Source organism: Flavobacterium calami, from assembly GCF_038290035.1.
Lineage (GTDB): Bacteria > Bacteroidota > Bacteroidia > Flavobacteriales > Flavobacteriaceae > Flavobacterium > Flavobacterium calami.
Window position 1 is genome coordinate 1 of sequence record NZ_JBBYHS010000002.1, and the last position, 13,411, is coordinate 13,411.

Below are 13,411 nucleotides of genomic sequence, written 5' to 3' on the forward strand. Positions count from 1 at the left end.
ATTCAAATTAATGTAGCAATTGTGACTTACTGCTTGGTCTCTATAATAGCAAAAGATTTAAAAATCAATCGCTCAACCTACGAAATTCTACAAATTTTATCCGCATCATTACTCGATAAAACATTTATAAATGAACTACTTATGAAATCAGATTACAATAATATCAATGAACATAATACTAACCAGCTGGTTTTTAACTTATTTTAAGTGGACACTAGTGAAGATTTTTATAAAAAAAGAGTTGCTGATCGTGAGATAGATGGTGAACCAGACTACTATATTCGTCATGGAAATACGGTATTTCTTTTTGAGAATAAAGATGTGTTGATTTCAAAAGCTGTAAAATCTTCAGCCAATATAGATGAAATTAATGCGGTATTGCATGAGAAGTTTGTTCATGACGGTAAAAAAGCTGTTGGTATTGGACAGTTAATAAATTCTATTGAAGAAATTGTGAATAAAAGCTTTCAGCTAGATGAATACGTAAATTCAGAAAATAATCTAAACATTTTTCCAGTTTTGATAATTCAAGACAGGATTTTTCAATCACCGGGAATAAATTATAGATTAAATAGTTGGTATTTGAATATTGTAAGGGATAAATTTAAAGACAAGTATGAGCCTAATATTATTAAAGGATTAACTGTAATTGATATTGATACTTTAATTGTTTGGACACCATATTTGAAAGAAATAAATAATCGATTTGAAGAAATTATTAGCGATCATTTATTTCGTATGCAAAATCATAAAAAGATAAATGCGTCTACTTTGGAGGAAGCCAGAAATCAAGCAAATAATAATTTATATGAACAAATTAGTCCTATTTCCACTCGAAATATTCCTTTCCAAATTTCAGTAGATTTATTAGCTCAAAAACTTAAAGAAATTATTGTAAATTAAAAGTATATTATTATTTGAAACACTTTCCATTAAAATCGAAAAAGTTTTTTTATTTTATCATAACCAAGAACTCTTGAATATTAACCTTTAAATATTTAAAAATCTCATAAAGTATTTGAATAGAAGATTGAACTTCCTTCTCAAACATAGGGCCCTGCTCGTGCGGGCTTCGAGTTCGTACTCACAAACAAATTTAAACTGTCCGTTTTAATAGACATTATTCTTAGAACTTATTCATAAAAATCAAAAAGCCGCAAATCATAAGACTTGCGGCTTTTAGCGTTAGTAATTCCAGTTTGTATTTAATGTCTAAACCACTTTCGCAATCTGTGTATTCACACGAATATTATTAGGAGCATCTAATCCCGGTGTTTCATAAGTAGTGAATTCCAAATTAACGCCCGGTCTAAAAATCAGGCAATGTGTTGAACCTCCAAAATGAAACATCCCCAGCTCGTCGCCTTTTTTCACAATGTCTCCGGATTGTACTTTTATTTCGCAGCTGGAAACCTCTGCCATCCCTACAGGCATTACACACATAAGTCCAATGGCAGGATTATCTGCCTCAATAAAGATAACCGCTCTGGTGGCAACTGCCGTTAAAAAGGGCTGCGAATTGTTAGGCGCACTCGAATCGGCTCCCTCCGGATTGTAGAAACCCTGGTATAGATTTTCTAAATAATAAGAACCGTTTACAATAGCTGTTTTTACGATTCTGCCGTTTACAGGACTGTGCCAGCGGTGGTAGCTCAAAGCGCTCAAGAAAGCCTGATAAACTGTTCCACCCTCAAATTGAGGTACTAAGGGATCAAAATTCATCATATTTTCTAACGAATAAGGCTGTCCCTTTAACCAAAACTGATCCGACAAAGCCACATTTGTAGCCACTTGCAAAGGTGCCGACTCGCAGGCGTTTACAATAATCGAATCATCATCGGGCGCCGTAACAGGACGTACATCCGGACAAAACAATCTCGTGAAAAAATCGTCCCAGCTTTTGAATCCATAATATACATCATAAGGATTGGACTGAAAAACATCAGAAAATGTAGCGTTGACAGGAATCGGATTTGGTTCTAAACCTAAAGCCCCTTTGGCAACGTCCATCATTTCAGTTTGTGCCAGTTCGCTCAGCCATGCAATTACGTTTTCCGAAGGGTCATTTTCGATTAAAACATAACGGGAATCTTCTGTAACCAAAAATTTAGACCAGTAGTTTAATATTTTTTTCAGCTGCTGATTGACCAGTGCGTTTGAAAAAACATCATACCCAAAATTGGTTGCCATTGGCCATGCCAGAAGGGCATTAATAGGAAAACCAATCATACCTGCAGCAGTTTGATTTCCGGGAGCTCCGGTTTGGTAAGCTTCGGGAGCGGTTTGCATGATTCCGTTGAGTAAAACAAGGAAATCTTCAAAGTTCACAGGTTCCGGTTCCCATTGCAAAGGTGTGTTTTGTTTTAAAAAATGTGCTTCGGCAAACATCCCTTGCACATTTGCATACAAAACGGGGTCTGAATACACCATGTTTTGAAATTCGGCGATTTCAGGAATGAGCGGTGTTGGATTTTTTTTGACAAATTCTTTGAGTTTTAGTGTCCAGTTCTCTATAATTTGTGGGTCTTGCGGTAACCAGCTTCCCAATAATTGTTTTGCTTTGTTGAATGTAGTTGCTTCCATAATCTTTTGGGTTAAATTAATAGGGAAGGTACTTTAGAAAATAACTCAAAAAATGTATTTAGGTACAGAAGCGGATTTTTTTGTTATGGAAGAGCTTTTAGTGCAATTTTTCAACTCAAAGAGCAGTATCGAAATTAATAGACAAAGCATTCGGTAACCTTTTTTTTGATTAGCTCTGAAATATCAATCACCCTATTTTGACTAGTACAGATAATCTATCAAAACAAAATGATGCCTGCGTTGTTTCCTTAAATATGGCAGTATTATCAAATTGATACATAATTTCTTGTTTATATTCGAAAAATTAACTGTTCTGTCAAATTTATTAGTCTAAAATGCCTTTATCCAATTAAAATTTTATTTATTTGGCAAATAGTTTTGTGTAAAACTAATTTTGACCAGAATTCCTAATTTTCCAAAGGCAGAAATGAAAACATTAACATTAAAAGAATATAAGCATATATTCGACACTATGTATAGTAGTTTGTGCCTGTTTGCCAATAAGTATGTTGAAAATCTTGAAGCTTCACAGGATTTAGTGCAGGATGTTTTTATCAGGATATGGGAAGAAAAAATTGCCTTTCAGCATGACCAGGCTGTTAAATCATATTTATATACAGCAGTTAAAAATCAGTGTCTCGATTATTTGAAGAGTGTTTATGTAAGAACAACACAATCCCTCTATGAGGAAGACGTATTTCAATGGGAGACGGATCCGTTTTTTCATAGAGAAGTGGTTATCTCTGAAACAAATCATATATTAGAAAAAGCTATAACAACGCTACCTGAAAAATGTGCTCAAATTATAAAATTGAGTATAAAAGGCATGAGTAATCCGGAAATTTCTGAGGAACTTGGAATTTCTTTAAATACGATTAAACTACAAAAAAAGATTGCTTACAAGCGTTTACGTCCTCTATTAAAAGACTATTTCCTCTTATTTGCTTTTATAGCCGAATTAAAAAAATAGTTATATATTTTACGGTAATATCTTGATTTTGTTGTAGATATTTAGGTGTTTTGCAGAAAACATTAAAAAAAATATTTTTTTTTCTACACCCACTTTATCTTTTTTGTCGTCTTAGTAAAAAAAAAACGATACTAATGACGACTTTAAACAAACTTTATGAACTTTCAAGGCAGATTGCGCTATCGCTTGTCAAAGAAAAAGATCCAGAAGAACTAAAAGAAACGGATCTTTTTGAGCAAACGGACAAGGATTATATTTTTGAAAACATAACCAATCCTGAAAAAAGAAGACAGCGACAGTTATTATCGCAACAAATAGATAAAAAAAGGGGTTGGGAAAATATACAAAAAGCAATCGGCGCACCTGTAGATAAAACACCTATATGGAAATATGGGAAGTATGCCGCAGCCGCAGTAATTGTATTAGGAACTTTATTCTATTTTGCCCTCGATTCCACAAACAAAATTGAAACCACCGTTGCATCCGCTAAACCTGCTATTGTGCCTGGTACAGATAAAGCGACTTTAGTTTTAGGAAATGGGCAGACTATAGTTTTAGGAAACGGGAATGCGTATAAAGGTAATGGAGTAACTACAAATGATAAATCAGTTACCTATTCCGATAATAATGCAGCTATAGAGTACAATTACTTAACCATTCCGCGTGCAGGGCAATTCTCTTTGTTGTTAGCCGATGGAACTAAAGTTAGACTTAACTCTGAAACCCAGTTAAAATTCCCTAATCATTTTATCGATGGTAAGCCTCGTTTTGTAGAATTAGTGTATGGTGAGGCTTATTTTGAAGTTTCTCCAAGTTCAGCTCATAAAGGTTCACACTTCAACGTAAAAACCAAAGGACAAAATGTTGAAGTACTCGGCACCCAATTCAATATCAAAGCATATAAAGACGAAGATAATCTAATAACCACCCTGAAAGAGGGTAAGGTTGCTATTGATTACGCTAATAAAAAAGAAGAATTACGCCCTGGAGAACAATCTGTTGTGAATTCAGTTACTTCTTCTTTAAGAATTACTCCTGCGAACTTAGATACAGAATTGGCCTGGATAAATGGTCAGTTTGTTTTTAATGATTTGACATTAAAGGATATTGTAAAAGTTTTATCCAGATGGTATGACGTCGATTTTATCATTAAAGGTGAAACAATTAAAAGTGAAAAATTTAAGGGACAATTTAGCAAAAACCAAAACCTTGAAGTGATACTGGAATTAATCAAAACAACTAACCAAATTAAATCGTATGAGATAAAAGAGAAGACTGTAATTTTTAAATAAAAGTAAAAAGAGGGAAAGCATATAAACTTTGGCCGGTGTATAACAATCCCCCTTTTTGATTCATAATGACCAATTAATTTAATAACCAATCACCAAAACAAATTTATGAAAATTAACCAAACCATTTTTCGTCCCCCTTGCTGGGATCGATATTTTATTTTTATGATTCGAACCATACTGTTATTCTGCTGTCTCACGGCTTTTAGTATGTCACCTACAACCGTTTTTTCTCAAAATGAAAAAATTGTGATAAAGGAAGACGTGACAATTAGTGTCAATGAAGTATTTGACTTAATTATTCAACAAACCAATTACAATTTTATCTATTCTCAGAATTTGTTTTTAAACGCACCCAAAGTAAATTTAAAAAAGGGATCAGTTAAAATTTCAAATTTACTTGAAAAGTGCGTTACTGCTAATAAGCTGGAATTTTCATTAGCCGGAAATAACACTATTGTAATCAAATCTATTCCTGTAGCAATTTCCCGTAATGCTAGTCAGCAGGCAGAAATTCAGATATCCGGTACTGTAACAGATGCTAAAGGTTTGGCTTTGCCGGGAGTGAGCGTAACTTCAAAAAAAACAAAAACTACTGAAATTACAGACTTGAATGGCCAGTTTACTATGAAAGTTCCTGAAGATGATATTCTTCAGTTTTCCTATATAGGATATAAAACGAAAGAAGTTCAGATTAATAGTAATAAGCAAATTAAAGTAGCTTTAGAAGAAGATGTTACAGAACTTCAGGCTGTTAAGATTGTGTCTACCGGAATCTATACCAGAAATAAGGAAAGTTTTACTGGAGCTGCCTCTACATTTACTGCAGAAGAATTGAGAACAATAGGAAATCAGAACTTAATTCAAAGTTTAAAAGTACTCGACCCTGCATTTGTTCAAATTGATAATATAGCTGCAGGTTCCAATCCAAACATGTTGCCAGACGTACAAATCAGAGGAGCAAATAGCTTACCGGGCTTAAGCGGTGAATATGCAAATAACCCAAACTCCCCTTTGTTTATTTTAGATGGGTTTGAGACTACTTTGCAGAAAATTTACGATTTAGACATGAACAGAGTAGCTGCAGTAACCATTCTTAAAGATGCTGCTGCAAAAGCTATTTATGGATCCAGAGCAGCAAACGGAGTTGTTGTAGTAGAAACGAAAAGGCCGAAAAAAGGGAAAATGAGAGTGAGCTACACCGGAGATCTAAATGTAACGACACCGGATTTGAGCAGTTATCATTTAACCAATGCTGAGCAAAAACTTCAGGTAGAATTAAATGCCGGGAGGTATAGTTCTAATTTTTATTATAGTGAACAATTACTTAAGGAGCAATATAACAGAACCTATGCTGAGGTGGCAAGAGGCGTAAATACCTATTGGCTTTCTCAACCTTTAACCACAGCTGTGGGTCATAAAAGTACATTGTCTTTGGAAGGAGGGGACGATAATTTTACTTATGGTGCAGATTTAACGTATAATTCCATACCGGGAGTTATGAAAGAATCAGGGCGCAGAACCACTTCGGGCAATCTGTTTTTATCGTATCGTGTAAGCGATTTTATTTTTAGAAATATTTTGACAATCACTGGCACTCATGCCTATGATTCTCCGTATGGTTCATTTTCGGAATACACAAGATTAAATCCGTATTGGACTCCTTATGATGATAATGGCAATATTAAAAAATTATTAGGCCAATTTGATTCCGGATCAGGAACTCCTATAAACTATTATAACCCATTATTTAATGCTACGTTAGGAACTAAAAATTTTAGTGATTACACTGATATCACCAATAATTTTCAGGCAGAGTGGTCTTTGTCCAGGGCACTTAAAATTGTTGGTCGTCTGGGTTATACGCAAATTCATGAAACCAGAGAAGATTTTTATCCCGCCAATCATACCCGCTATGCTGAATATTCGGAAGAAGATTTTTATAGGAGAGGAGATTATACAATAACTGATGGGATAAGTCATTCTATTAAAACAGATCTTACGCTAAACTATTCCAAAACGATAAATAAACACCTTTTTTACTTAAATGCCGGATGGAATTTATACGAAGTGGGAAGTGAAAGCCACGGTGTACATGCTCAGGGCTTTTTAAATGACAGAGTGGATTATATCAATTTTGCAAGACAATATGCTCAGGATGGCCGACCATCAGGCGCTGATGCTCTTACTAGAGAAACGGGAATACTTTCTGCGTTAAACTATTCCTACGATGACCGTTATTTGGCAGATCTTACCTATCGTTTACAAGGATCGAGTGTATTTGGTGCCGATAACCGTTGGGGGAGCTTCTGGTCGGTTGGTTTAGGATGGAATATCCACAAAGAAAAATTTTTCAAAGCAGACTGGATCACACAATTAAAGTTACGTACCTCTACCGGATATACTGGAAGCCAGAATTTTAACCCGTATCAGGCCATGGCTACTTACAACTATTTTACAGATAGTTATTATGACAACATAGTGGGAGCCAAATTAATAGGTTTAGCAAACAACCAGCTAAAGTGGCAACAAACCCAGGATTATAACTTTGGTCTGGATTTAGGCTTATGGAGCAAATTATCGTTGCGATTTGATTATTACATAAGTCTTACAAATAACCTGCTTACAGAGGTAGCGATGCCGGGATCAGTAGGGTTTAGTACTATTTCAGAAAATTTAGGCGAATTAAGAAATAATGGTATCGATGCCACTTTAAACTATAAAACATGGAGTGATCCTTCCAGCAATAGTTTTGTGAATTTATTTTTAACAGTTGGGTCCAATAAAAATAAATTAGTTAAAATTTCAGATGCGTTAAATTCAGTTAATGATGAATTAGAAGCTGAAAGAGGTACATCTACAAAACCTTTTGTAAGATATCAGGAAGGGAAATCTACCACTGCTATTTGGGCCGTTCGATCTATGGGAATCGATCCTGCTACGGGCAGCGAAATTTTTGTGAAAAAGAATGGGGATCTAACTTATGTCTGGGATCCAAATGATCAGGTTGCTGTAGGAGAATCTACGCCGAAGGTCAGAGGAAGTTTTGGATTTAACGCACAATATAAAGGTTTTGGTGTCAACTGTGCATTTTCGTATCGTTTTGGAGGCCAGTATTACAATCAGACATTAGTGGATAGGGTAGAAAATGTAGATATTCAATATAATGTCGATGAACGTGTATTTACAGATACCTGGAAAAACCCGGGGGATAATGCCTTCTTTAAAGCCATTGGACGTACTCCGACCCGAACCAACCCAAGTTCCCGTTTTGTTCAGGATCTGGATGAATTATTATTGAATTCTGTGAATGTTTCTTATGATTTTAGAAATAAGAACTTTTTAGAAAAATCGCATTTAAGCCGACTAAGATTGACACTATTCGGCAATGATTTAGCAAGAATCTCAACTATTAGAGCCGAACGGGGATTAGATTTTCCTTTTGCAAGAACGTTTTCTTTTTCTCTCCAGGCATCATTTTAAGCGATACAATATTAATGTATAAAGTTTTAAACCATGAAATCATATAAAATATTACCCAAAATAATAGTCTTAACTCTATCATTAGTTTTGAGTTCCTGTACAGACTGGCTCGATGTTGAACCCAAATCCCAGGTTCGCGATAGTAGTTTATTTTCATCCGAAAGCGGCTTCAAAGAAGCATTGGCGGGCGTTTACACGACTTTGACCTACGAATCATTATATGGAAGGGAAATGACCTTCGGATTAATAGGAGTTTTGGGGGCCGAATGGGATTTTCAAAGCATCTCTTATGACTTTGACAAAACCTATGATTATAAAAATAGCACTACCTCTTTAAACAGAATTGATGCTATCTGGAATCAAATGTATAATGCAATAGCCAATGACAATAAATTATTAGAAGAAATTGATGCACAAAAAGGAGTCTTTAGGGATAATAATTATGCCATTATAAAAGGAGAGGCCTTAGCATTAAGAGCATGGATTCATTTTGACCTTCTTCGTGTATTTGGGGCAAGTTACAAGGAAAACCCAAACAAATTGTCGATTCCCTATTTCACAAAAGCCAGTAAAGAAATTGCGCCACAGCTTTCCGTAGATGCCGTAATTAACAATGTTATTACTGATTTAAACCAGGCAGCGGAGTTATTGAAAAATGACCCTATAGTAACAGGAAAACAAATTACTATTGCAGATGATAATGGATATTTAATGAACCGTCAGGTGCATTTAAATTACTATGCGGTTAAAGGACTCTTAGCCAGGGTTTATCTCTACAAACATGATTATGCCCAGGCAGCTTCTAATGCTATGGAAGTAATAAACTCAACAAAATTTCCATGGATTACTCAAAATAGCCTGGTAGATGCAAATAATTCAGATCTTACATTTTCTACCGAACATTTATTCGCTCTGAATATTGTTCGAATGAATACTATTTATGAAAACTCATTTACCACGACAGGCGGTAGTAATGTTTTTTATATGTTTCCTCCAACCAGAACCGAATATTACGATAGTAACTCAGACGATTACAGATATCTGTACTGGTACAGAGCAAACAATGAAGGGAATTATTTTTTAAGAAAGTATGAACAGTTAGAAAGTACAACCTGGCCAGCTGCTTATCGAAATAAAATGCCAATTCTTAAATTGTCTGAAATGTACTTTATTGCTGCAGAAGCTCTCAAAGATACAGATATCACAAAGGCTTCAGCATTGATTAATGAGGTACGCACACACAGAGGATTAAGTACAATGACTATTGACAGCTCTGTATTTGATGCTGTTTTATTACAAGAGTTTAGAAAGGATGTTATAGGTGAAGGACAGCTTTTCTTTTTTCATAAAAGATTAAACGCAACCCGTATTCCCCGCTCACCAATTAATGATATAATCGCTATTAAAGGTTATAAATTGCCAATTCCGGTAAGTGAACTTAATAACGCACCTGGCAGAGTAGATAATCAATAATTAAAAAATACATTTCATTACTATGAAAAATATAACATTTGCAATACTAATCTGCTCCTTACTATTTATAGGATGCGAAGAAGAACCCAAATCAATATACCCTGAAGATTTTAGTGGACTAAACTTGTGGTTGGGTACTAACACTATGAAACCAGACAGTTTGGAGTACAACTATGCTTTTAAATCACTGAATCCTGTAGACAGTATAATGTTCTCTGTCAGATTAACCGGACTTGCTAGTGCTCAGGACAGGATTTTCAGGTTAAAACCTATAGGTGGTGATACCACTACAATTTTAGAAGGGGTTCATTATGAGTTAAAGGACTATGTACTAAAAGCAAATACATATCTGGACGTTTTTCCTATTTATATTTATCGTTCTTCTGATTTTAAAAATACTTCTGCTAAGATTGTTTTTGGTCTTGAAGAAGATGAAAACTTTAAAAAGGGAATTACAGAACGTTCTGATTTAAAAATTGTTTTCAGGGACAAATTTAGCAAACCGGCTCATTGGGATGTAGACCCGCTTCCTTATTATAGGTTGTCTACCTTTTTCGGCGTTTATTCGGATGTTAAATTTCAATTTATTACAACCATAATCGGTGAAGCCCCCGTATTCAAAGTTCGTTATACAGGTACACCTGTGCCTCCTAATGAAATTAGTTATACACGTGCCCAGTATTATCAAAATCGTTGCAAAAGCGAATTGATAAAGTACAATCAAGCGAACAGTCAGCCTTTGAGAGATGAAAATAATGTATTAGTTGTTTTTCCATAATCTTTGGATAGGACTAATTTAAAAATTTAAAAGATGAGAAAAACAAATATATTTAAGTTGTTAAGCTTCTTGTTTCTTATGATTACAATGGTTTCCTGTTATGATGATAAAGGAAATTATGAGTATCAAAAGTTAGATGAAGTAACTATTGATGTTTCCGGAATGGCAACCTCGTATTCTATTTTACGTTATGACATATTAACCTTAAAACCTAAAGTAATCTATAAGGGCACAGAAGTAAATCCTGAAAATCCTCAATTTAAGGAATTAAGTTTCAGTTGGGAAATGTATCCCGCTCAGATCAATAGAGACATTCTGGAAAGGCACAATCTGGCAAATACTGTACACCTTGATCAAGAGATTACAGCCAATGAATTAGTCTGGGAAGTTCTTTTTACGGTAACCAATACAAATACAGGAGTAAAAACATTTGCAAAATTTCCTGTGGCAGTCACTCCTGCCTTAGCCGAAGGCTGGATGGTACTCTACGAAAAAGATGGCAATACGGATGTTGGTTTGATAACGAATAATGAAATTTCTAAAACCGCCACTAATGAACGTGTGTATTATGACTTATATGCAAATGCCAATGGAGCTCCAATTCCCGGTAAACCAGGTTCACTAATTTATTCACTTGCTAACTTAACCGGAGCTCATGCTTTATACATACAAAGCGCTAATGATGCGGTACGTGTAGACCCCGCAACATTTAGAAGTATGGCTACTTTTAATGATAAAATGTTTTGGACACCTCCGGCAATAAAAGCTCCTGAATTTGTCACTACAACTATAGCCAGAAAGGAATTTCTAATGAATAACAATCAATTGCATGTGGTTGACTACACCATTATTGCACCTGGAGACAGAGCATTTAATGATGCCTTAGCGGGCAGCTATGGTAAATTAGCACCCTGGATGGCAACTGCAACAAGTGCTGCTTTTGATGCAATTTTATACGACCAGACCAATAAGAGGTTTGTGAAAGTGGTTTCAAGGGGTGCAGAAATTATCCCTATTGCCACTACGCAGGCTGCAACTGCTGCATTTGATGTTAAAAATGTTGGTTTAGAACTAATCGATTCCGATTTAGGATTTAGCAATTTCGAACATATGCTTATGAAAGATGATAGTGGCAATTATTTTTTACTGACCGCAAATTTTATTGGCGGAGAAACCGCTACAATTGGACGAGGAAAATACAACATGAGTTCGTGTCCCGAAATAGCTAATGTTAATGCTATTGCTGCTGGGGCGTATGGCGAAGTGTTTTACTATAGTTCTTCTAATAATTTATATCAGTTTAAATACACGCCTGGTACTACAGAAAAACTCTGGACTCCTCCGGCAGGCGAAACTATAACTACAATTTCGTTACAAAAATATTACAATCAGAACAGAGCGACGGGTGTAATATATGATCCTAAGAATTTTTGTAAAATTTTATACATCGCAACTTATAATGAAAGCACAAAAACAGGATCGGTTTATCAAATGGGTGTAAATGAAACCAATGGTGCCATCATTACAGGTACAGAAAAAAGGTACACCGGGTTTGGTAAAATAAAAGCCATGGCCTGGAAACCATTTATTGTCAGGTAATCAATTTAATCCCGATACGCCATAAAAAAGTATCGGGATAAAATAATAAGTAATTTAAAAAAAAATAATAAAATCAAGTAAATGAAAAAGTTTATAATTTCAATGATGATGTGTTCCGCTGCAATTGCAGTCAGTGCACAAGACTTTACTATTAAAGGAAAAATTAAAGGACAAGGTAACGAGCAGATAATTGTTCCCGGGCCTGAAGGAGATATTAAAGTACAAGCAAAAAATGACGTATTTGAATTGAGCGGTAAAGCCACAGATGAGCCTATTGTTACGCAATTAAGGACAACCTACGATCGTAACATTTACCTGGGTGGAGGTAAAACAGGTATGTATATGCCGGCTCCGGGTTTAGAAATTGTCCTTAGTAAAGGAGCGAATATTACTGTCAATGGTAATGTAGATGAACTACATCTGGCCGAAGTAACAGGCGATATCCATAATGACGGTTTTACAAAACTAAGAAAATTACAAGCCAAAAACATAAAAGAAATGATGGCGCTTCAGCAGCAATTCACAGAAATTCGTATGATGGGTATCAAAGAAGAGACCGAGAAGCATTTACAAAAGATGATGGCCAACCGAAAGGCTATTGAAGATGGTAAAAATGCTTTTATTAAAGAAAATCCCGATTTACTTGCCAGTATTTACTACTTAAATCAAACATCGAAAAGTTATTCTGCAAGCGAGTTAGAACAGGCATTCAATGCCTTGTCCCCAACATACAAAAATACCAGATATGGTCAGGGTATAAAATCTAAAATTGAGGCCAATAAAATAATAAGTGATGGTGGTCCGATGCCTGATTTTACCAAACCTGATGTAAATGGTAAGTTGGTAAAACTTTCTGATTTTAAAGGGAAATATGTACTGTTAGATTTTTGGGGCAGCTGGTGTGGTCCGTGTCGTGCAGCTAATCCTCATTTAAAAGAATTGTATGCGAAATACAAATCGTTAGGTTTTGAAATTTTAGGCGTTGCAAGTGAAAAAGTTCAAAGTCAGGCTATAGCTGAAAAAAATTGGAAAGGAGCTATTGAAAAAGATGGGCTAACCTGGACAAATGTTATCAACAACGAAATTAATATGAAACAAGATGTTGTTCAAATGTATAGTATAGAGGCATATCCTACCCAAATTTTATTAGATAAAGAAGGACGATTAGTGAAACGTTGGAAAGGTTCCGGGCATGAAGAACTAGATCAGACATTAAAAGAAATATTTAAACAATAA

At 35.1% G+C, this 13,411-nt stretch carries 10 protein-coding genes; 9 read left to right on the forward strand and 1 reads right to left on the reverse strand.

Going from position 1 to position 13,411, the window contains the following annotated elements:
* The coding region (locus AAEO57_RS01575) for a hypothetical protein (RefSeq protein WP_341688841.1) at positions 1-207 on the forward strand (207 nt) is incomplete at its 5' end.
* Complete coding sequence (locus AAEO57_RS01580; protein ID WP_341688843.1) at positions 208-903, forward strand: hypothetical protein; 696 nt, start codon at positions 208-210, stop codon at positions 901-903.
* Positions 904-1,212: 309 nt separating this feature from the next.
* On the opposite strand, the gene AAEO57_RS01585 is transcribed toward AAEO57_RS01580, so the two are convergent.
* Positions 1,213-2,583, reverse strand: a complete 1,371-nt coding sequence (locus tag AAEO57_RS01585) for a phophatidylserine decarboxylase associated domain-containing protein (protein WP_341688845.1) — start codon at positions 2,581-2,583, stop codon at positions 1,213-1,215.
* Positions 2,584-3,010: 427 nt separating this feature from the next.
* Here AAEO57_RS01585 and AAEO57_RS01590 point away from each other — a divergent pair, with 427 nt between their 5' ends.
* From AAEO57_RS01590 to AAEO57_RS01620, 7 genes are all read left to right on the forward strand, one after another.
* Positions 3,011-3,553, forward strand: coding sequence for an RNA polymerase sigma-70 factor (locus tag AAEO57_RS01590; protein WP_341688847.1), 543 nt, complete (start codon positions 3,011-3,013; stop codon positions 3,551-3,553).
* Positions 3,554-3,687: 134 nt separating this feature from the next.
* Positions 3,688-4,845 (forward strand): FecR family protein, encoded by a 1,158-nt coding sequence (locus AAEO57_RS01595; protein ID WP_341688849.1) that lies wholly within the window; start codon positions 3,688-3,690, stop codon positions 4,843-4,845.
* Between the two features lie 207 nt (positions 4,846-5,052).
* Positions 5,053-8,325 carry a SusC/RagA family TonB-linked outer membrane protein gene (locus AAEO57_RS01600; RefSeq protein WP_341688851.1) on the forward strand — a complete coding sequence of 1,091 codons (3,273 nt, stop codon included), beginning with the start codon at positions 5,053-5,055 and terminating at the stop codon, positions 8,323-8,325.
* 33 nt (positions 8,326-8,358) lie between these two features.
* On the forward strand, positions 8,359-9,798 hold the full coding sequence (locus AAEO57_RS01605; RefSeq protein WP_341688853.1) for a RagB/SusD family nutrient uptake outer membrane protein: 1,440 nt from the start codon (positions 8,359-8,361) through the stop codon (positions 9,796-9,798).
* 22 nt (positions 9,799-9,820) lie between these two features.
* Positions 9,821-10,576, forward strand: coding sequence for a DUF4843 domain-containing protein (locus tag AAEO57_RS01610; protein ID WP_341688855.1), 756 nt, complete (start codon positions 9,821-9,823; stop codon positions 10,574-10,576).
* A gap of 33 nt (positions 10,577-10,609) precedes the next feature.
* Positions 10,610-12,175: a PKD-like family lipoprotein gene (locus AAEO57_RS01615; protein ID WP_341688857.1), complete on the forward strand. Its 1,566-nt coding sequence runs from the start codon at positions 10,610-10,612 to the stop codon at positions 12,173-12,175.
* Between the two features lie 81 nt (positions 12,176-12,256).
* Complete coding sequence (locus tag AAEO57_RS01620; RefSeq protein ID WP_341688859.1) at positions 12,257-13,411, forward strand: peroxiredoxin family protein; 1,155 nt, start codon at positions 12,257-12,259, stop codon at positions 13,409-13,411.

What these genes read in the sequence shown, in the direction of transcription:
- AAEO57_RS01610 (WP_341688855.1), top strand. Translation starts at nt 9,821, where the DNA reads ATGAAAAATATAACATTTGCAATACTAATCTGCTCCTTACTATTTATA.
- AAEO57_RS01590 (WP_341688847.1), top strand. Translation starts at nt 3,011, where the DNA reads ATGAAAACATTAACATTAAAAGAATATAAGCATATATTCGACACTATG.
- AAEO57_RS01615 (WP_341688857.1), top strand. Translation starts at nt 10,610, where the DNA reads ATGAGAAAAACAAATATATTTAAGTTGTTAAGCTTCTTGTTTCTTATG.
- AAEO57_RS01600 (WP_341688851.1), top strand. Translation starts at nt 5,053, where the DNA reads ATGTCACCTACAACCGTTTTTTCTCAAAATGAAAAAATTGTGATAAAG.
- AAEO57_RS01620 (WP_341688859.1), top strand. Translation starts at nt 12,257, where the DNA reads ATGAAAAAGTTTATAATTTCAATGATGATGTGTTCCGCTGCAATTGCA.
- AAEO57_RS01605 (WP_341688853.1), top strand. Translation starts at nt 8,359, where the DNA reads ATGAAATCATATAAAATATTACCCAAAATAATAGTCTTAACTCTATCA.
- AAEO57_RS01595 (WP_341688849.1), top strand. Translation starts at nt 3,688, where the DNA reads ATGACGACTTTAAACAAACTTTATGAACTTTCAAGGCAGATTGCGCTA.
- AAEO57_RS01585 (WP_341688845.1), bottom strand. Translation starts at nt 2,583, where the DNA reads ATGGAAGCAACTACATTCAACAAAGCAAAACAATTATTGGGAAGCTGG.